The sequence below is a fragment of the Mesorhizobium sp. J8 genome (assembly GCF_016591715.1).
Classification (GTDB): domain Bacteria; phylum Pseudomonadota; class Alphaproteobacteria; order Rhizobiales; family Rhizobiaceae; genus Mesorhizobium.
In genome coordinates this window covers 4,705,482-4,723,908 of sequence record NZ_AP024109.1, presented here as the reverse complement: position 1 = coordinate 4,723,908, position 18,427 = coordinate 4,705,482, and the positions used below count along the sequence as shown (strand labels likewise).

Sequence of the window (18,427 nt, the reverse complement as noted above, 5' to 3'; positions counted from 1 at the left end):
CGGCGGACTTCAAGTCCGCCGGAACATAGGTTTTTCGACTGCCTTGGGAGGAGTGCCTCATGAAGACCCGTGCCGCCGTTGCTGTTGGTGCCGGAAAGCCGCTGGAGATCATGGAGGTGGACCTGGAAGGCCCGCGCGAGGGCGAGGTGCTGGTCGAGGTCAAGGCGACCGGCATCTGCCACACCGACGAGTTCACGCTGTCGGGCGCCGATCCGGAAGGCATCTTTCCGGCGATCCTCGGCCATGAGGGCGCCGGCATCGTCGTCGATGTCGGCAAGGGCGTGACCTCGGTCAAAAAGGGCGACCATGTCATCCCGCTCTACACGCCCGAATGCCGGCAGTGCCCGTCATGCCTGTCGCGCAAGACCAACCTGTGCACCGCCATCCGCGCCACGCAGGGGCAAGGATTGATGCCCGACGGCACCTCGCGCTTCTCGGTCGGCGGCGAGAAGCTGTTCCACTATATGGGCTGCTCGACCTTCTCCAACTTCACCGTGCTGCCGGAGATCGCGGTCGCCAAGGTCAATCCCGACGCGCCCTTCGACAAGATCTGCTACATCGGCTGCGGCGTCACCACCGGCATCGGCGCCGTCATCAACACGGCCAAGGTCGAGCAGGGCGCCACCGCTGTCGTCTTCGGCCTCGGCGGCATCGGTTTGAACGTCATCCAGGGTCTTCGCCTTGCCGGCGCCGACATGATCATCGGCGTCGATGTGAACAACGACAAGAAGGCCTGGGGCGAGAAGTTCGGCATGACGCATTTCGTCAATCCGAAGGAGATCGACGGCGACATCGTGCCTTACCTGGTCAACATGACCAAGCGCGGCGCCGACCAGATCGGCGGCGCCGACTACACCTTCGACTGCACCGGCAACACCAAGGTGATGCGCCAGGCGCTCGAAGCATCGCATCGCGGCTGGGGCAAGTCGGTCATCATCGGCGTTGCCGGCGCCGGCCAGGAGATCTCCACACGCCCGTTCCAGCTGGTCACCGGCCGCACCTGGATGGGCACCGCCTTCGGCGGCGCGCGCGGCCGCACCGATGTGCCGCGCATCGTCGACTGGTACATGGAAAAGAAGATCCAGATCGATCCGATGATCACCCACACGCTGAAGCTCGAAGACATCAACAAGGGTTTCGAACTCATGCACGAGGGCAAGTCGATCAGGAGCGTCGTGGTTTACTGAAGCAAACCCATCGGGCCGCAGGCCAGCAAGCCCGCGACCTCTGTGGTCAAACATGGGAGGAAGTGTAAATGGCCGAGAAACTGCATCCGAAGATCGACAATGGCCTGCCGAAGGAGAGCGCATCCTTTGCCGGCGGCACGCTGGTCTGCCTGTGCGCCAGCAAGCCGGTGAAGGTGAAGGTCAAGGGCCAGATCGCCCACAACCATGCCTGCGGCTGCACCAAGTGCTGGAAGCCGGAAGGCGCCATCTTCTCGGTCGTGGCCGTTGCCGGCAGCGGCGACGTCACCGTCACCGAGAACGGCGACAAGCTCAAGGTGGTCGATCCAAGCGCGCTGATCCAGCGCCATGCCTGCACCGGCTGCGGCGTCCACATGTACGGCCCGGTCGAGCGCGACCATCCCTTCAAGGGCCTGTCCTTCATCCATCCCGAACGCTTCGAGGAGGACGGCTGGTCGCCGCCGGGCTTTGCCGCTTTCGTCTCCTCGATCATCGAATCCGGCGTCGACCCGGACCGCATGGCCGGCATTCGCGGCCAGCTGAAGTCGATCGGGCTGGAGCCCTATGACTGCCTCAGCCCCGGCCTGATGGACTATATCGCCACCTGGACCGCGAAGAAGTCGGGCGCCTTGGCGGCCTAGTCCGCCCTGCCGCGCCGAGGAGCGCGGCTTGCGCCGAAATCCGGGATGCGGCCGATGAGGCCGCATCCCTTGCCGACCCCTCGAAGCGCCCAGTTTGCCATTCGTCCTCGCGCGGCCGTCGATTTTCCCGACGGCTCGGGAAACACCTCCGGTTGGGCAAACCATCCTCCAGAATCCCTCGGCCAGCCAGCCGTCCACGGTCACCGGCGCATCTGTCGGCGCCACCGGAACCGCTGTCGCCCGGCGCACCGGTTCAGGCGCATCAGCCGGAGCTCTGCCCGCTGCTTCGGTTTCAGCGAAGCAAAGGACAGAAAAAGACTTCTTTTTGCGATCCGGCCCGGATGCTCTGTTGCAAGCCTAGAACACACTAGGCCCGCCCGGGAGGCGACGCATAACAAGAGAGCGGCTGCCAAACGCCGCTTGGCATAGGCCGTTTGAATGGGGCCGATGCCGGCAACAGCCATGGGGAACCACGACAATGAAGACATTCCGAAACTGCCTGATGACCGCGGTCAGCGCAGGCCTGCTCAGCCTGGGGCTTGCCGCTCCCGCCGACGCCGGCGCCATCCGCCTCGGCATGACCACCTGGGTAGGCTACGGGCCGCTGTTCCTTGCCCGTGACCTCGGCTACTTCAAGGAAGCCGGCGTCGATGTCGACCTGAAGATCATCGAGGAATCAGCGCTCTACATGGCGGCGGTTGCCGGCGGCGACCTCGACGGCGCAGCGTCCACCGTCGACGAGCTGATGAAGTACCGCTCCGACGAGCTCTGTTTCAAATATGTCGTCGCGCTCGACGACAGCCACGGCGGCGACGGCGTCGTCACCCAGGCCGACGTCAAGTCGCTCAAGGATTTGAAGGGCCAGCCCGTCGCCCTGAACGAGGGCTCCGTTTCCGAATTCTGGTTCAACGTGCTCCTGAAGAAGGAAGGCATGACGGAAGACGATGTCAGCGTCACCAACATGACCGCCGACGATGCGGCGACCGCCTTCATCGCCGGCCAGGTTCCCGCCGCGGTGACCTGGGAGCCGCATCTCACCGAAGTCCGCAAGGGCGGCAAGGGCAAGGTGCTGATCGATTCCACGACCACGCCCGGCCTGATCGTCGATGTGATCGCGCTCAAATGCGACCTGATCGAGAAGCACCCCGAAGACGTGAAGGCCCTCATCAAGGGCTATTACAAGGCGGTCGACTACATCAAGGCCAATCCGGACAAGGCCTATGAGATCATGGCCAAGGGCATTGGCGGCTATCTCGAGAAGCCCGAGGATTTCGCGGCCGGCGCCAAGGGCGTGCGCTACTACGACCGCGCCCGCAACCTGGAATTCTTCGGCACGCCGGAGAAGAGCGAAGCGGCCGACCTGGTGAACTTCGCGCAGGACATCTGGGGCAAGGCCGGCAAGCTCAAGATGACGATCGACTCGAAAACCATCCTCGACACAGACTTCATCAAGGAACAGTAAGCCTTCGGGATCGTCGGGGTCGGTCAATCCGGGCCGACCCCGTTTTTCTCCAAGCCAGGTTTTCGCGTTTAGATTCTACGGAGGCCATCCTATGGCACAGAGGCGGACGGCGTGGACACGCCTGACGACCCCATTCGCCAACATTCCCGCCAGCACCGCAACCACGCTCGCGCTGGCGATGTGGGTAGCCGTGATCGGCGGATGGGCTCTTCTGTCCTACGGCCGCGTCGTGCCGAACATGTTCCTGCCGACGCCGGGAACCGTGCTGCAGACCGCCTATCGCATGTCGCTCGACGGCAGTCTTTTCTATCACACGTTCACCAGCGCCAAGGTAGTGATCCTGGGCTTCATCGTGTCCTCGCTGATCGCGGTGCCGCTAGGGCTTTGGATGGGCACCTACCGGGCGGTGCAGGCGCCGCTGGAACCGCTGGTCAATTTCATCCGCTATCTGCCTGTCACCTCTTTCGTGCCGCTGTTCATCCTTTGGATCGGCATCGGCATCGAGCAGCGCATAGCGGTGATCTTCTTCGGCACCTTCTTCCAGCAACTGGTGATGATCTCCGATTGCGCGCGCAGCGTCTCCAGGGATCTGGTCAACGCCTCCTACACTCTGGGCACCAAGCGCTCGGAAGCCGTGTGGCATGTCATTTTCCCCGCCGCGCTTCCCTCGATACTCGATACGCTTCGCGTCACCATGGGCTGGGCCTGGACTTATCTGGTCGTGGCCGAGCTCGTCGCCGCGTCTAGCGGCCTCGGCTATATCAGTCTCAAGGCGATGCGCGGCTTCCAGGTCGACGTGATCTTCATGGCCATCGCCGCGATCGGACTTCTCGGCCTGATCACCGACACGGCATTCCGCATTCTCCGGGCAAGGGTCGCGCCATGGGCACCTTGATCTTGAACGCCTCCTCGCCAACCGCAGCCGGATCAAGGGTAGTGATGACCGAAACCGTCCAGGCGAACAATCCGGCCGGCAAGGCCCATACGGCAAGCGATGCCCGTTCGGCCGGCACCACCATGGCCATAGAGGACGTGACACTGCGCTATGGCGATGCCAATGGCGTGCTGGCGCTGGACGATGTGTCGCTCGAGGTGGCGAAGAACGAATTCTGCGTCATCGTCGGCCCGTCGGGATGCGGCAAATCCAGCCTGCTCTACCTCGCCGCCGGCCTCAATGACGCGACCTCGGGCATCATCAAGGTCGACGGCAGGGAAGTCATCGAACCGGGTCCCGACAGGGGCATGGTGTTCCAGAGCTACACCTTGTTTCCATGGCTCACCGTGCGCGCCAACATCGAATATGGCCCGAAGCGTAAGGGTCTTCCCGCGGAGCAGCGCCGGCAGATCGTTGATCAGTATCTGAACGAGGTCGGCCTCACGCCTTTCGCAGACCACTATCCCGCCCAGCTTTCCGGCGGCATGAAGCAGCGCGTGGCGATCGCGCGGGCGCTTGCCAACGACCCGGCGGTTCTCTTGATGGACGAACCATTCGGCGCGCTCGACAGTCAGACGCGCGGCACCATGCAGAAGCTGCTCCTGCGGGTCTGGGAGCGGCAGCAGAAGACGGTGCTCTTCGTCACCCACGACATCGACGAGGCGCTGGTTCTGGGCGATCGCGTGCTGGTGATGACGGCCCGGCCCGGCAAGATAAAAGCCGAGATCAAGGTCGACATCCCGCGGCCGCGCTCGATGGACGTGATCCTCGAACCCGACTTCATCGCGCTCAAGCGCCGCATCCTCGGTCTCCTGCACGACGAGATCGACGAGGATCACTGAGAGCAATATCGAGCCGTCACAAATGGTTGAGGGCAGTTCTGCGTACGAACGGTGAACTGTCCTCAAACGTCGAGGACTGCCTTACCTTTGGCCGTTCTGCGTCGAGCCGAGGATCATCTCGGAAGCCTTCTGTCCGATCATCATGCTGGGCGCGTTGGTATTGCCGCCGATCAGCTTCGGCATAACCGACGCATCCGCGACCCGAAGCCTGTCCACGCCGCGTACCTTGAGGGTCGCCGGATCGACGACGGCCATATCGTCCGTTCCCATCTTGCAGGTCCCGACCGGGTGATAGACGGTCAGCGCCTCGGCACGCAGATAGGCGAGGATCTCGTCGTCGGTCCGGACATCCTTACCCGGGAGCATCTCCTTGCCGCGCACCGTGTCGAATTCGGACGAGGCAAAGATCCGGCGCGCGATCTTGATGCCCTCGACCAGCACCATGGCGTCGTCTTCATGCGTGAAGAAGCGGTGGTCGATCAGGACGTCGCGGTGGGAATTGTCGCGCGACAGCCTGATCTCGCCCACGCTTTTCGGCCTTAGAACGCAGGTGTGAATGGCGTAGCCGTGGCCGTACTCGATCAGCCTGCCGCGATGGCTGCGATAGCCCGGCACGAAATGGAACTGGATGTCGGGAAGGCCGTTCGCATGCCTGGTCTTCGCGAAGCCGCCGGCTTCGACGTAGTTGGTGGTGAGCATGCCCCTGCGGCGCGCGAAATACTGGAAGGGCGCGGCGGCGATGCGCGGCAGGTTGGCAAACGAAAGGCCGAGCGTCCTGGTGCTCCTGGAGCGCACGGTGATCATGCCGTCGACATGATCCTGCAGGTTCTTGCCGACGCCGGGCAGGTCGAGGACCGGCGTGATGCCGATCGCTTGGAGTTCGGCAGCCGGACCGATGCCGGAGGCCATCAGAACCCTGGGCGAGTTGATGGCGCCGGCCGAAAGCACGATCTCGCGGCTGGCCGAGAGCGTCTTCTGCTGACCGTCATGCAGTACGCGCATTCCCGTAGCGCGCCCTTCGGCGATGACAAGGTCGATCACCTCGCATTCGCTGAGCAGCATCAGGTTCTTGCGATGAAGCACCGGACGCATGAAGGCGCTGAAGCTGCTGAACCGCTGTCCGCGGTCTTGCGTGACGTTGTAGATGCCGACGCCGAACTGGCTCTCGGCGTTGAAGTCGGTGTTGGCGGGCAGACCGGCATTTTCCCCAGCCTTGACGAACATGGCGGAAAGCAAGTTCGGATCACGCGGATTGTCGACCAAAAGCTCGCCGTCTGTGCCGTGATAGCGCGGATCCTGGCCGAGCAGGTTGCGCTCCAGCTTCCTGAACACGGGAAGCACGTCGCGATAGGCCCATCCGGCGCAGCCGAGCCCGGCCCACTCGTCATAGTCTTCGGCGGCGCCGCGAATATAAACCATCGAGTTGATCGAGTTCGATCCGCCCAGCGCCTTGCCGCGGTTGACCGGAATCCTGCGATTGTTGAGATGGGGTTGCGGCACGCCGACGAAACAATAGTCGTAATTCGGATTGCCGTAGAGGGAGAGGATGCCCGCCGGCACCTTGACGCGCAGGCTGTTGTCGCTGCCGCCGGCCTCGATAAGGCACACGCTGACGGACGGATCGGCGCTCAGCCGATTGGCGACCACGCAACCGGCCGACCCAGCGCCGACGACGATGTAGTCAAATACCGTCGCTTCCATCCAACCCCCAGGACGCGCCTCAAGCCGCAGGTTCTTGCCAAACCGGTTTGCCGCCGACGATCGTTTTCAGCACCTTGATATCCGCTATTCTGTCCGGCTCGACCCGCAGCGGATCGTCGGAAAGGACGATGAAGTCGGCGAGCTTCCCCGACGCCAAACTGCCTTCGTCGTTCTCCCGGTGACCGGCAAAGGCTGCCCCCAGCGTGTAGGCATGGAGCGCCTGCGCGACGGTGATCCGCTGCTCCGGAACCCAGCCGTCTTTCGGCTGGTGGTCCCGGCTTTGCCGCAGCACCGCGTTGCGTATGCCGATGAGTGGATTGAGATCAACGATGGGCCAATCGGTTCCGAACGCGACGGGGCCGCCGGCTTCCAGGATGGAGCGGACGGGAAAGGCTCGTGGCAAGGATTCGGAGCCGACCCGCACTTCCCAAAGTCCTTCCATCCCGAGCCATTGGTCGCGTGGGTAGATCATGGCGGGCTGGAAGCTCGCGATCGCTCCGATCTGGCCAAACCGTTCGATGTCGCGCGCGGTGGGTATCTCGCAATGCTCCACCCGCGGCCGGCGCTGCCGCGAGCGCTCTCCGTCCGCGGCATAGGCGTCGAGCGCCATCTCGATGGCTCCCGTGCCGATCGCGTGCGTCCAGACCTGAAATCCCTCTTGCTGCGCACGGCTGACGGCTGCGTTGTAAGCCGATGCCTTCCACAGGCAGGTTCCGGTTTCATCGGGTTTGTCGGCATAGCCCTGAGGCATGAAGCCGGTGTGGGACTCCAGCACGCCGTCCAGGAAGAATTTGATGACACGGCCGTCGAGAAAGTCAGGGTCGAGGTCCTCTCTCCATCCCGATACGCGCGCAATCACCTCGTCGAGGTTCGAATCGGGATTGACGATGCTCGAAAGCGTGAAGCGCAGGCTCAGCTCGCCATTCGCCAACATCTCCGCCAGCAACGGGACCGCTTCATCATCCATCCCCGCGCTTTGGACCCGCGACAGTCCAAAGCGGTTCGCTTCCTTGACGGCGCGGAGTAGTGCTGATCGCATAGCGGATTGCGAGGCTTGGGGGACCAGTGCTTCAAATGTGGACCACGCCTTCTCCTTCAGCCATCCGGTCGGCTCGCCGCTCGCATCCCTGACGATCTCGCCGCCTTCGGGATCGGGCGTGTCGCGTGTGATGCCGGCAAGTTGCAGCGCCTTGCTGTTTACCCAGGCCGCATGCGCCATGCCGGAGCGGAAAAAGACGGGGCGATCGGCGATGGCCTGATCGAGAAGCGATTTGTGGAAGCCGCCGTCGGGGAGATCGGGGTAGCCGTAGCTGAACTCGCTGCCCACGATCCATGCCCGGTCGGGATGAGCCTGCGCATAGGCCTTCAGCCGGTCGAGAACGTCGCCAAAGGTCTTTGCTTCGCGCAACCGCACCTCATCGAGGTATTTGCTCCCCCAGGCGAAATGGAGATGGGAATCGATGAAGGCGGGCATTGCGAACCGGCCTTGGAGATCGATGATTTCGGCGTCTTTGGATGCTTGCGCCTTGACGGACGACCAGGAGCCGACAGCCGCGATGCGCTCGCCGCGAACCAGCATCGCCTCGGCATGGGGGTTCGCCGCATCGACCGTATAGAGCGCGCCATTTGCGTAAAGGGTCTCTCGCGCCATTTGACTTTCAGCGGCCGTCGCTCTCATGCGGGTGATGGAGGCAAGGAACCACCAAATCCGGAGAGCAAGAATAATTTTTTCCGGTACCCGTGCTTAGGGTTTGCCTAAGGCTGATGCTCGGTGTTCGGAGGTGATGCCATCGACCTTTGTCGTGGGAATCCGCAACAGCTCCGCGATCCGTCTCAGCGTTTAGGGATAAGCTAAGCACTGACACATGAAATCGTAATTTTCGCTTCCCCAGCCCGTCACTAAAAGCAAACCGGACCCCCATCGCAGCGGCGAAAGCCCCATCGGAAGAGACGTGGATATGTCGGTTGAGAAGATAGACACGCTCGTTGTCGGTGGCGGCCAGGCCGGGGTGGCCATGAGCGAGCATCTGAGTAAATGCGGGGTGCCTCATCTCGTGCTCGAGCGCGGCCGGATCGCCGAGCGCTGGCGCTCGCAGCGCTGGGACTCCCTGGTCGCCAACGGTCCGGCGTGGCATGACCGGTTTCCGGGCATGGAGTTCCCCGTGACGGGTCCCGACGGCTTTCCGCCCAAGGAAGAGATCGCCGACTATTTCGTTGCCTATGCAAAGCAGATCAACGCGCCGATCCGCTGTGGCGTCGAGGTCAAGCTCGTTGAGAGGAATGTCGGCCGTCCGGGGTTTCGCGTCGAGACATCGGATGGGGTGATCGAGGCCAACAGCGTCGTCGCCGCAACAGGCCCTTTTCAAGTTCCCGTCATCCCACCTCTCGTTCCCGCCGATGCCGGTATCCTGCAAATCCACTCCAGCGCTTACCGCAATCCAGCGCAACTGCCGAAGGGTGCGGTGCTGGTGGTCGGCGCGGGATCCTCGGGCGTGCAGATCGCCGACGAGCTGCAGCGCTCAGGCAGGAGCGTCTATCTCTCCGTCGGCGCGCATGACCGTCCGCCGCGCGCCTATCGCGGGCGCGACTTCTGCTGGTGGCTGGGCGTCCTAGGCAAATGGGATCTCGAGACGCCAGGACCCGGGACGGAGCATGTCACGATCGCGGTGAGCGGCGCGCGCGGCGGCGAGACGATCGACTTCCGCCGCCTGGCTGCGCAGGGGCTTGCGCTCGTCGGCATGACGAAGGCATACCAGGACGGGGTGATGAGTTTTGCGCCGGATCTCGCGAAGAATATCGCCAGGGGCGACGCCAACCTGATGTCGTTGCTGGACGAGGCCGACGCCTATGTCGCGCGCAACGGCCTCGACCTTCCGGAAGAGCCCGCCCTTCGCAAAATCGGCCCGGACCCGGACTGCGTGACCAATCCGATCCTCGAACTCGATCTGGCCGAGGCCGGGATTGCGACGATCATCTGGGCGACAGGCTTTACCGTCGACTACAGCTGGCTGAAGGTCGACGCCTTCGACGAGAAAGGCCGGCCAAGACATCAACGCGGCGTCTCGGTCGAGCCCGGGATCTATTTCCTGGGACTGCCCTGGCAGTCGCGCAGGGGGTCGAGCTTCATCTGGGGCGTCTGGCACGATGCCAAGCACGTGGCCGACCGTATTTCGACGCAGCGTAAATATCTCGCCTACCACGCCGCCAAGCGCGAGCCCGTGGACGCCTGACCAGAGCTGCGAGCCCGATCCCGATGGAGACCAAGATGGCGCATACGCGAATTCGCAAATTCAACACCAAGGACACCTATCCGGAGCAGAAGCTCGACAACGACCTCTGCCAGGCCGTCGTCACGCGCGGCGGCCGCACCGTCTATCTGCGGGGACAGTGCCCGCAGGACCTCGACACCGCCAAGAACATCGACAGCCACGATCCGGTCGAGCAGACCCACAAGGTCATGCAGAACATCAGGCAGCTCATCGAGGAGTGCGGCGGCACGATGGAGCATCTGGTGAAGGTGGTGGTCTACATCACCGACGTCCGCCATCGCGAGGCCGTCTACCGGACGATGGGCGAATACATCAAGGGCGTCCACCCGGTTTCGACCGGCCTGGTCGTGTCGGCGCTGGCGCGGCCGGAATGGCTGGTCGAGATCGACGGCACTGCCGTCATCCCGGATTAAAGCGCCATGACTTTCTCCATCGTCGCGCGCTGCCGGCGCACAGGCATGTTCGGGGTGGCGGTGTCCTCGTCGTCCCCCGCGGTCGCGGCGCGCTGCGCCTATGCGCAGGCCGGCGTCGGGGCGGTCGCCAGCCAGAACGTCACCGACCCGACGCTCGGGGTCCGGGCGCTGGAGCTGATGGCGCGCGGCGCCTCAGCCACCGAGGCCGTCGCGATCATCAAGCGCACGGCCGCCTTCAGCGAATACCGGCAGGTGCTGGCGGTTGACGCGGCCGGCGGCAGCGCAATCCATTCGGGACCGAAAGCACTCGGCATCTGGGCCGAGGCGCGCGGCGAAGACGTCGCCTGCGGCGGCAATTTGCTCGCGAATGACGGCGTCCCGCGTGCCATGGTCGACGCCTTCCTTGCGTCCGAAGGCGAGCTCGGCGACCGGCTGATTGCCACGATGCGCGCCGCGCTCAAAGCCGGCGGCGAGGCGGGGCCCGTCCGCTCCGCCGGCATGAAGCTGGTGCGCGATGTCTCATGGCCCGTCGCCGACCTGCGTTGCGACTGGACGGAGGCGTGTCCGATCGAGCAGCTGGCGGGACTGTGGGAAATCTACAAGCCCCAGCTCGATGCTTATGTCACCCGCGCCCTCAACCCGTCCGACGCGCCGAGCTACGGCGTTCCCGGCGACGAGTAATACCGGCAGTCTGGAGCAAGCATGAGCGAACTCAGTCATAAGGACTGGATGGGCAAGGCGTCCGCGATCCGTTTCCGCGACAAGGCGTTCATAGACGGCAAGGCGGTGCCGGCGCGCTCCGGCCGGACCTTCGCCAGCATCAATCCGGCCACGGGAGCGACGCTGGCCGAGGTCGCCTCCTGCGGCGAAGAGGATATCGATCTTGCCGTCGCCGCTGCGCGACGCAGCTTCGAAGCCGGCGTCTGGTCGCGAACCAGTCCCGCGTATCGCAAGCAGGTGCTGCTGCGGCTGGCGGAACTGCTGCGCGAGAACCTGCAGGAATTCGCGCTGCTGGAATCGCTCGACATGGGCAAGCTGGTCAAGGACGCGGCCACCATCGACGTGCCGGGCTCCGCGGCGATCTTCCAGTGGTATGCCGAAGCGATCGACAAGGTCTATGACGAGGTGGCGCCGACAGGGCAGGGCGATCTCGCATTGGTGCGGCGCGAGGCGCTTGGGGTCGTAGGCGCCGTCGTGCCGTGGAATTTCCCGCTCGACATGGCGACCTGGAAATGCGCGCCGGCGCTGGCGGCGGGCAATTCGGTGGTGCTGAAGCCGGCCGAGCAATCGCCTTTCTCAGCACTCAGGCTGGCCGAGCTCGCCATGGAGGCGGGCCTGCCCGCCGGCGTGCTTAATGTAGTGCCGGGCCACGGCGAGACCGCGGGCCAGGCGCTTGGCCGGCATATGGACGTCGATTGCCTCGCCTTCACCGGCTCAACCGCCGTCGGCAAGCTGTTCCTGCAATATTCCGGCCAGTCGAACATGAAGCAGGTATGGCTGGAGACCGGAGGCAAGAGCCCCAATCTGGTGTTCGCGGATTGCGCCGATCTCGATGCGGCGGCCGACATGGCTGCCTTCGGCATCTTCTTCAACCAGGGACAGGTGTGCTCGGCGAATTCCCGGCTGCTGGTCGAGCGCCGCATCAAGGATGCGCTGGTGGAGAAGCTGGCCGAGCGCGCGGCGGCGACGCAGCCGGGCGACCCGCTCGACCCGGCATCCCGCATGGGGGCGATGGTGGATGCGCGCCACGCAGCGACCGTCATGCGCTTCATCGATGGCGGCCGGAAGTCGGCCAGGCTGGTGGCCGGCGGCGACCGGGTGGCCGTCGATGGGCGCGGCAGCTTCGTGCAACCCACCATCTTCGACGAGGTCTCGCCTGAAGATCCGCTCGCCCGCGACGAGATTTTCGGCCCGGTGCTGTCGGTGATCGCCTTCGACAGCGAAGAGGAGGCGCTGCGGATTGCCAATGACAGCGTCTATGGGCTGGCGGCTTCGCTGTGGACGGACAGCCTGTCGCGGGCGCACCGCATAGCGGAACGGCTGCGCGTGGGCACGGTCTCGGTGAACACCGTCGATGCGCTGAGCCCGATGACGCCCTTCGGCGGCTTCAAGCAGTCCGGCTTCGGGCGCGACCTGTCGCTGCACGCGCTCGACAAATACACCGCGCTGAAGACCACCTGGATCAAGTACTGAGGAGCGGCCCCGACTTGATTGCAGCGACCAAACGGGCATCATAGACGCCCATGCCGCTCCGCTTCACGCTCAGACAACTCGAATACTTCGTCGCCGTCGGCGAGGCGGGCTCTATTGCCAAGGCGGCCGAGCAGGTGAACGTCTCGCCGCCGTCGATCTCGGCCTCGATCGCCCAGCTCGAAGCGGAGTTCGGCGTCCAGCTCTTTGTGCGCAAGCATTCGCACGCCCTCGCACTCACTGCGGGCGGGCGCCTGTTTCTCAAGGAAGCCGCGCGGCTGCTCAACGACGCGGATGCGCTGCACGACATTGCCGGCGATATCGCCGAAAAGGTGCGCGGACCGCTGGCAATCGGCTGCCTTCTGACGTTCGCGCAGATCGTGCTGCCGGCGCTGCGCCGGAAATTCGAGGACGCCTATCCGGATGTGCGCGTCCGCCAGTTCGAGCGTAACCAAGGGCAATTGTTCGAGATGCTGCAGCGTGGCGAAATAGACGCAGCACTTACCTACGACCTCGAATTGTCGCAGGACATGACCTTCGAGCCGCTGATGCAACTGCCGGCCTATGTGATGCTGCCAGCCGCGCATCGCCTGGCGGGGAGGGCGGGTATCACGCCCGAGGAACTGGTCGACGAACCGATGGTGCTGCTCGATCTGCCCTATAGCCGCGAATACTTCCTGTCGGCTTTCCAGGGCCTGCGGCCCAGGATCGCCGAGCGCACCGGCGACATCGCCGTGATGCGCTCGATGGTCGCGAACGGTTTCGGCTACGGCATTGCCAATATGCGGCCGCTGAACGCCATGTCGCCTGACGGCAAATTGCTGGTCTTCGTGCCTTTGCTGGGCGACATCAGGCCGCTGATGATGGGCATTGCTCTGCCCAATGCCGAGCATCGCACGCTGACGGTGCAGGCCTTCATCGACCATTGCCGTCGCTTCGTCGTCGAGCAGGGCGTCTTCGGCACCGAACGGATCGTCAAGTAAGATTCACGGCCAGCCTTCGGCGAGCCGCGACAGCAGTCGCTCCAGCATCTCGTCGCAGCGCCGCATTTGCTCGACGCTGACATATTCGTCCGGCTTGTGCCCCTGCGCCATCGAGCCTGGACCGCAGACGACGGAAGGCGTGCCGAGATCGCGGCTGAACAATCCCCCTTCCGTGCCGAAGGCGACTTTCACTGTGCTGTTGGCGCCGGTCAGCGATTTGACGAAAGCGACCGCTTCCGAAGCGGCCGGCGTATCGAGACCCGGATAGGCGTTGGTGATCTCGATGTCGATTGCGGCTTCGGGTGCGATCGAAATGGCACCCGCGGCAATGCGCGCGGCGGCGTTGCGCAGTCTGTCGAGAATGCCGGCCGCATTGTCGGCGGCGACGTTGCGGATCTCGAAGTCGACCACGCAAAGGTTGGGCACGATGTTGAGCGCGACGCCGGCATTGATCTTGCCGACATGCACGGTCGTGTAGGGAATGTCGTAGTCGCCGTCGCGCGCGCCTTCGCGGGCGAGCCGGTCCTGCTCGTCGCGCAAGGCGCGCACGAAATCGCAGCCGAGATGGATGGCGTTGAGCGCTAGCGGAGCAAGCGCCGAATGGCCTTCGCGTCCCTTGCATGTGGCGCGTGCCGCAAGCTTGCCTTTATGCCCCGTCGCCACCTGCATGTTGGTGGGCTCGCCGACGATGCAGAGCAGCGGGCGTTGCGGTGCCGCGCCCAGCATCTCGATCAGGTCGCGCACGCCGAGACAGCCGACCTCCTCGTCGTAGGAGAGCGCGAGATGCAAGGGCGTGCGCAGCGGCATCTTCGAGGCCTTGAGGCAGGCGACAAGCGCCGAGGCCACGAAACCCTTCATGTCCGCCGCGCCGCGCCCGTACAGCTTACCGTCACGTTCGGTCATCGCGAATGGCGGCAGCGTCCAGTTCTGGCCGTCGACGGGAACGACGTCGGTATGGCCGGACAGCATGATGCCGGGCCTGTCGGCCGGACCGATGGTGGCGAAGAGGTTGGCCTTGTGGCCGTCGGCGCTGTGGATGAGCTGGCTGGCTATGCCGCTCGCGCGGAGCAGCTCCGCAACATAGCCGATCAGGTCGAGATTCGAATCGCGGCTCACCGTCGGGAAGGCGATCAGCCGCTCGAGTATCCTGATGCTGTCCATGTCTCTTGCCTTGTTGCCGCAGCCGGTTGTCTACATCGTGCGGACGCCGCCCTGAAGTCGAATTTGGCTCAGCCCCGGTTCATCGCAAGCTAATCACCGGATGCGCGGTTAGGCGCGTCCTAATCCGCGCAGAAGAATTCCGTAGTTTTCCCGCGCCGGCGCCAACTTATGAGTAGTTCTGGTATGGAGCATGATCTTTTCCGAAAACCGGTATCCACTTTTCCGGATCATGCTCCTGAGCGGATCGGCAGGACCGAGCCGGCATGAAGGAAGCTATTATGCGCGACCCACGCTACGACATTCTGTTCGAGCCGATGAAGATCGGTCCGGTGACGGCCAAGAACCGCTTTTATCAGGTTCCCCATTGCAATGGCGGCGGCTACCGCGATCCGTCGGCGGCGGCCGAGATGCGCCGCATGAAATCCGAGGGCGGATGGGGCGTCATCTTCACCGAGCAGACGGAGATGCACCACACGTCCGAGATCACGCCCTTCATCGAGCTCAGGCTCTGGGACGACGCCGACATTCCGGCGCTCGCCAAGATGGCGAAAGCCATGCACGAATATGGCGCGCTCGCCGGCATCCAGCTCGCCTATTCCGGCATCAACGGTCCCAACCTCTACACGAAGGAGGTGCCGCGCGGTCCCTCGGCGCTGCCGATCCGCACCTTCACCAACGATCCGGTGCAGGCGCGCGCCATGGACAGGCAGGATATCCGCGACCTGCGCCGCTGGCACCGCAATGCCTTCAAGCGTGCCAGGCAGGCGGGCTTCGACCTGGTCTGCCTCTACGGCGCGCATGGCTTCGGCATCATCCAGCACTTCCTGTCCACCGCCACCAACCAGCGCAGCGACGAATATGGCGGCTCGCTGGAGAACCGCTCACGGCTGATGCGCGAGCTGATCGAGGAAGGGCGCGACGCGATCGGCGACACCTGCGGCCTCACGCTCAGGCTGTCGCTGGACGAGATGATCGGCGAGCTTGGCTTCGCCAATTCGGAAGTCCGCGACATGATCGAGATGCATGCCGACCTGCCGGATCTCTGGGATCTCGCGCATGGAGCCTGGGACGATTGCTCCGGGCCGTCGCGCTTCAAGGAAGAGGCGGCGCAGGAGAGCCTGGTGTCCGGCATCAAGAAGCTGACCTCTAAACCGGTGGTCGGCGTCGGCCGCTTCACCTCGCCGGACGTGATGGTGCGGATGATCAAGTCAGGCACGCTCGACTTCATCGGCTGCGCGCGCCCATCGATCGCCGATCCCTTCCTGCCGAAGAAAGTCGAGGAGGGCCGCATCGAGGACATCCGCGAATGCATCGGCTGCAACATCTGCATCACCGGCGACATGACCATGTCGATCTCGCGCTGCACGCAGAACCCGACCTTCATGGAGGAATGGCGCAAAGGCTGGCATCCGGAGCGCATGCAGCCCAAGGGCGACAGCGACAGCGTGCTGATCGTCGGCGCCGGACCCGCCGGACTTGAGGCGGCACGCGCGCTCGGCCTGCGCGGCTATCAGGTGGCGCTGGCGGAAGCCGGCAAGGCGCTTGGCGGACGCGTGGCGCGCGAGTGCCTGCTTCCGGGCCTTTCGGCCTGGGGCCGGGTGCGCGACTATCGCCAGTACCAGCTCAGCCAGATGCCGAACGTCGAGATCTATTTCGAAAGCCGGCTTACGGCGGACGACATCCTGTCCTTCGGCTTCCAGAACGTCGCCATCGCCACCGGGTCGGCATGGCGGCGCGACGGCGTGGCACGCGCCCATGTCGTGCCGATGCCGATCGACGCCGCCATGCCGGTCTACACGCCCGACGACTTGATGGAGGGCAAGGTGCCATCCGGCAATGTCGTGCTGTTCGACGATGACCACTACTACATGGGTGGCGTGCTGGCCGAGCTGATGGCGCGGCAGGGCGCAAGCGTGACCCTGGTGACCCCTTCGGCTTATGTCTCAGACTGGACCCGCAACACATTGGAGCAGGGGGCCATCCACCGCCGCCTGGCGGAGCTGGGCGTCGATATCGTCCTCAACAGAACCGTCACGAGCATCGCGTCCGGCGGCGTCGTCACGGCCTGCGTCTATACCGGCGGGCGGCGGGAACTGGCGGCCGACGCCGTCGTCCTGGTCACGTCGCGCAATCAGGACGATGCCGTCTGGCGCGAGCTGAAAGCCCGGGAGACCGAGTGGGGCGGCAACGGCATCCGTTCGATCAGGGTCATCGGCGATGCCGAAGCGCCGGGACCGATCGCCTGGGCAACCTATGCCGGCCACCGCTTCGCCCGCGAGCTGGACGAAGCCGACATCGGTGACGCGCTGCCTTTCCGGCGCGAGGTGACGGCACTGGCGGACGGGTAACGCCGTTCAGGCACGGCAACTTCGGCGCTATCGTTTCCTATCTCGACAAGCAGCGGAAAAACACCCGCGGTCGGGATTCTCCTTGAGGCTGGCGCGCGGATTGGTCAGTTTGTCCTCGAGCGAGACCACTTGCCAGGCTGCGGCGGACAGGGAGAACAAGCAATGCGCACCAAGACCAGCATCCGCGTCGTCGGCTGCCATGCCGAGGGCGAGATCGGAGATGTCATCGTGGGCGGCGTGCTGCCGCCCGCGGGCCGCACGATGATGGAAAAGATGATCACCATGGAGCGCGATCACGATCATATAAGACGCATGCTGATCTGCGAGCCGCGCGGCAGCGTTGCCCGTCACGTCAATCTGCTGGTGCCCTCGACGCGCGATGATTGCGCGGCGGGCGCCATCATCATGGAGCCGACCGAATATCCGCCGATGTCCGGCTCCAACACGATCTGCATCGCCACGGTGCTGCTCGAAACCGGCATGGTGCCGATGCAGGAGCCTGAGACACGCTTCAAGCTGGACATGCCGGGCGGCGTCATCGAGATCAGCGCCGAATGCCGCGACGGCAAATGCCTGTCGGTCACCTTCCGCAACGCGCCAGCCTTCGCCGAGCGCCTCGATGCCGATATCGAAATCGAGGGGCTGGGGACGCTGAAGGTGGACATCGCTTACGGCGGCATGTTCTACGCCATCGTCGATGCGCCCGCGCTAGGCTTCTCGGTCACGCCCGACGAGGCGCGCGAACTGGCCGTGGCCGGCGAGAAGGTTCGGCGCGCGGCGCGCGAGCAGCTCGATGTCGTGCATCCGCAGTTCGACAATGTGCGCGGTGTGTCTATCGTCCAGTTCGCGATGCCGTTCCGGGGGCCCGGCAACGTCACGCGCAACACCTGCATCGTCTCGCCCGGACGCTCGGACCGCAGCCCGACCGGAACCGGCACCTCGGCCCGCATGGCGGTGCTGCAGGCGCGGGGCCAGATGAAGGAAGGCGAGGTGCTGATCCATGAATCGATCATCGGCTCGCGATTCACCGGCAAGATCCTCGAACTCACCGAAGTCGCCGGGCGCAAGGCGATCGTGCCGCAGATCACGGGCAGGGCCTGGATCACCGGCGAGCACAATTACTATGTCGATCCGACGGATCCGTATCCGCAAGGCTACGTGCTGTCGGACACCTGGGGCACCTCGACTTCGGTGACGCAATAGAATTTCCTCAACCGGCGTCGGCTCGGATCACACGAGGGCCCGCGCGCTTTCCATCTCTCGGCAGGGGCATTCGCGCCTGGATAGATGTGAGCGGAC

General features: G+C 64.4%; 15 protein-coding genes. 12 read left to right on the top strand and 3 right to left on the bottom strand.

Features of this window, described 5'->3' with window-relative positions:
* Positions 1-59 precede the first annotated feature (59 nt).
* The 5 genes from MJ8_RS22585 (at position 60) to MJ8_RS22565 (ending at position 5,063) form a co-directional block, all read left to right on the top strand.
* The gene (locus MJ8_RS22585; RefSeq protein ID WP_201410339.1) at positions 60-1,187 is read left to right on the top strand and encodes an S-(hydroxymethyl)glutathione dehydrogenase/class III alcohol dehydrogenase; all 1,128 of its coding nucleotides are present in this window, start codon (positions 60-62) and stop codon (positions 1,185-1,187) included.
* A 68-nt stretch (positions 1,188-1,255) separates the two neighbouring features.
* Positions 1,256-1,825 carry an S-(hydroxymethyl)glutathione synthase gene (gene gfa / locus MJ8_RS22580; RefSeq protein ID WP_201410935.1) on the top strand — a complete coding sequence of 190 codons (570 nt, stop codon included), beginning with the start codon at positions 1,256-1,258 and terminating at the stop codon, positions 1,823-1,825.
* Between the two features lie 478 nt (positions 1,826-2,303).
* The gene (locus tag MJ8_RS22575; protein WP_201410934.1) at positions 2,304-3,287 is read left to right on the top strand and encodes an ABC transporter substrate-binding protein; all 984 of its coding nucleotides are present in this window, start codon (positions 2,304-2,306) and stop codon (positions 3,285-3,287) included.
* 91 nt (positions 3,288-3,378) lie between these two features.
* Positions 3,379-4,182 (top strand): ABC transporter permease, encoded by an 804-nt coding sequence (locus tag MJ8_RS22570; RefSeq protein WP_201410933.1) that lies wholly within the window; start codon positions 3,379-3,381, stop codon positions 4,180-4,182.
* 122 nt (positions 4,183-4,304) lie between these two features.
* Positions 4,305-5,063 carry an ABC transporter ATP-binding protein gene (locus MJ8_RS22565; protein WP_201415534.1) on the top strand — a complete coding sequence of 253 codons (759 nt, stop codon included), beginning with the start codon at positions 4,305-4,307 and terminating at the stop codon, positions 5,061-5,063.
* Positions 5,064-5,144: 81 nt separating this feature from the next.
* Here the strand turns inward: MJ8_RS22565 and MJ8_RS22560 are convergent, their stop codons facing one another.
* Positions 5,145-6,764: a GMC family oxidoreductase gene (locus MJ8_RS22560; RefSeq protein ID WP_201410932.1), complete on the bottom strand. Its 1,620-nt coding sequence runs from the start codon at positions 6,762-6,764 to the stop codon at positions 5,145-5,147.
* A 19-nt stretch (positions 6,765-6,783) separates the two neighbouring features.
* A complete protein-coding gene (locus MJ8_RS22555) occupies positions 6,784-8,415 on the bottom strand; it encodes an amidohydrolase (RefSeq protein WP_201410931.1) in 1,632 nt (543 codons plus the stop codon).
* A 307-nt stretch (positions 8,416-8,722) separates the two neighbouring features.
* Here MJ8_RS22555 and MJ8_RS22550 point away from each other — a divergent pair, with 307 nt between their 5' ends.
* From MJ8_RS22550 to MJ8_RS22530, 5 genes are read left to right on the top strand one after another with little or no spacing between them, the layout of a single operon-like run.
* Entirely contained in the window at positions 8,723-9,994 is a 1,272-nt protein-coding gene (locus MJ8_RS22550; RefSeq protein WP_201410930.1) for a flavin-containing monooxygenase, read from the top strand.
* Positions 9,995-10,029: 35 nt separating this feature from the next.
* Positions 10,030-10,446: a RidA family protein gene (locus tag MJ8_RS22545; protein ID WP_201410929.1), complete on the top strand. Its 417-nt coding sequence runs from the start codon at positions 10,030-10,032 to the stop codon at positions 10,444-10,446.
* 6 nt (positions 10,447-10,452) lie between these two features.
* Positions 10,453-11,127: a DUF1028 domain-containing protein gene (locus tag MJ8_RS22540; RefSeq protein WP_201410928.1), complete on the top strand. Its 675-nt coding sequence runs from the start codon at positions 10,453-10,455 to the stop codon at positions 11,125-11,127.
* A gap of 21 nt (positions 11,128-11,148) precedes the next feature.
* Positions 11,149-12,639, top strand: coding sequence for an aldehyde dehydrogenase (locus tag MJ8_RS22535; protein ID WP_201410927.1), 1,491 nt, complete (start codon positions 11,149-11,151; stop codon positions 12,637-12,639).
* Between the two features lie 50 nt (positions 12,640-12,689).
* The gene (locus MJ8_RS22530) at positions 12,690-13,619 is read left to right on the top strand and encodes a LysR family transcriptional regulator (RefSeq protein ID WP_140751585.1); all 930 of its coding nucleotides are present in this window, start codon (positions 12,690-12,692) and stop codon (positions 13,617-13,619) included.
* 3 nt (positions 13,620-13,622) lie between these two features.
* On the opposite strand, the gene argE is transcribed toward MJ8_RS22530, so the two are convergent.
* Positions 13,623-14,780, bottom strand: a complete 1,158-nt coding sequence (gene argE, locus MJ8_RS22525; RefSeq protein WP_201410926.1) for an acetylornithine deacetylase — start codon at positions 14,778-14,780, stop codon at positions 13,623-13,625.
* A gap of 278 nt (positions 14,781-15,058) precedes the next feature.
* On the opposite strand from argE, the gene MJ8_RS22520 reads away from it, so the two are divergent.
* Both MJ8_RS22520 and MJ8_RS22515 read left to right on the top strand, forming a co-directional pair.
* Entirely contained in the window at positions 15,059-17,128 is a 2,070-nt protein-coding gene (locus MJ8_RS22520) for an NAD(P)-binding protein (protein ID WP_201415533.1), read from the top strand.
* 162 nt (positions 17,129-17,290) lie between these two features.
* The gene (locus tag MJ8_RS22515) at positions 17,291-18,331 is read left to right on the top strand and encodes a proline racemase family protein (RefSeq protein WP_201410925.1); all 1,041 of its coding nucleotides are present in this window, start codon (positions 17,291-17,293) and stop codon (positions 18,329-18,331) included.
* Positions 18,332-18,427: the final 96 nt, after the last annotated feature.

What these genes read in the sequence shown, in the direction of transcription:
- MJ8_RS22585 (WP_201410339.1), top strand. Translation starts at nt 60, where the DNA reads ATGAAGACCCGTGCCGCCGTTGCTGTTGGTGCCGGAAAGCCGCTGGAG.
- gfa (WP_201410935.1), top strand. Translation starts at nt 1,256, where the DNA reads ATGGCCGAGAAACTGCATCCGAAGATCGACAATGGCCTGCCGAAGGAG.
- MJ8_RS22575 (WP_201410934.1), top strand. Translation starts at nt 2,304, where the DNA reads ATGAAGACATTCCGAAACTGCCTGATGACCGCGGTCAGCGCAGGCCTG.
- MJ8_RS22570 (WP_201410933.1), top strand. Translation starts at nt 3,379, where the DNA reads ATGGCACAGAGGCGGACGGCGTGGACACGCCTGACGACCCCATTCGCC.
- MJ8_RS22565 (WP_201415534.1), top strand. Translation starts at nt 4,305, where the DNA reads ATGGCCATAGAGGACGTGACACTGCGCTATGGCGATGCCAATGGCGTG.
- MJ8_RS22560 (WP_201410932.1), bottom strand. Translation starts at nt 6,764, where the DNA reads ATGGAAGCGACGGTATTTGACTACATCGTCGTCGGCGCTGGGTCGGCC.
- MJ8_RS22555 (WP_201410931.1), bottom strand. Translation starts at nt 8,415, where the DNA reads ATGGCGCGAGAGACCCTTTACGCAAATGGCGCGCTCTATACGGTCGAT.
- MJ8_RS22550 (WP_201410930.1), top strand. Translation starts at nt 8,723, where the DNA reads ATGTCGGTTGAGAAGATAGACACGCTCGTTGTCGGTGGCGGCCAGGCC.
- MJ8_RS22545 (WP_201410929.1), top strand. Translation starts at nt 10,030, where the DNA reads ATGGCGCATACGCGAATTCGCAAATTCAACACCAAGGACACCTATCCG.
- MJ8_RS22540 (WP_201410928.1), top strand. Translation starts at nt 10,453, where the DNA reads ATGACTTTCTCCATCGTCGCGCGCTGCCGGCGCACAGGCATGTTCGGG.
- MJ8_RS22535 (WP_201410927.1), top strand. Translation starts at nt 11,149, where the DNA reads ATGAGCGAACTCAGTCATAAGGACTGGATGGGCAAGGCGTCCGCGATC.
- MJ8_RS22530 (WP_140751585.1), top strand. Translation starts at nt 12,690, where the DNA reads ATGCCGCTCCGCTTCACGCTCAGACAACTCGAATACTTCGTCGCCGTC.
- argE (WP_201410926.1), bottom strand. Translation starts at nt 14,780, where the DNA reads ATGGACAGCATCAGGATACTCGAGCGGCTGATCGCCTTCCCGACGGTG.
- MJ8_RS22520 (WP_201415533.1), top strand. Translation starts at nt 15,059, where the DNA reads ATGCGCGACCCACGCTACGACATTCTGTTCGAGCCGATGAAGATCGGT.
- MJ8_RS22515 (WP_201410925.1), top strand. Translation starts at nt 17,291, where the DNA reads ATGCGCACCAAGACCAGCATCCGCGTCGTCGGCTGCCATGCCGAGGGC.